This is a genomic window from Mycobacterium sp. IDUB_1 (assembly GCF_055419625.1).
In genome coordinates this window covers 1-257 of record NZ_JBVAYA010000019.1, presented here as the reverse complement: position 1 = coordinate 257, position 257 = coordinate 1, and the positions used below count along the sequence as shown (strand labels likewise).

General features: G+C 62.3%; 2 pseudogenes. Both read left to right on the top strand.

Annotation, left to right across the window (positions count from 1 at the left end):
• Nucleotides 1-79, top strand: a pseudogene (locus ACZYYX_RS29475) (MspA family porin); the annotation flags it as partial.
• 86 nt (nt 80-165) lie between these two features.
• Nucleotides 166-257: pseudogene (locus ACZYYX_RS29470) on the top strand (MspA family porin); the annotation flags it as partial.

The following is a 257-nucleotide window of genomic DNA, read 5'->3' as shown; positions in this document are numbered from 1 at the left end:
GCTGCGCCCCTACGCACGGTTGATCTCGTCGGCGGGTGACAGCGTCACCACCTACGGCGAACCCTGGAACATGAACTGACCCACGGGCATCGCCCATGAGTTCGGTGGAGTGCCGGTCCTTGTGGCCGGCACTCCGTCGTTCTCACTCACCTGAAAAGGACAACCATGAAGACAATCTCCCGGGTGCTGATCGCGATGGTCGCGGCCATCGCAGCGTTGTTCGTGAGCACTGGCACCTCTCACGCAGGGCTGGACAA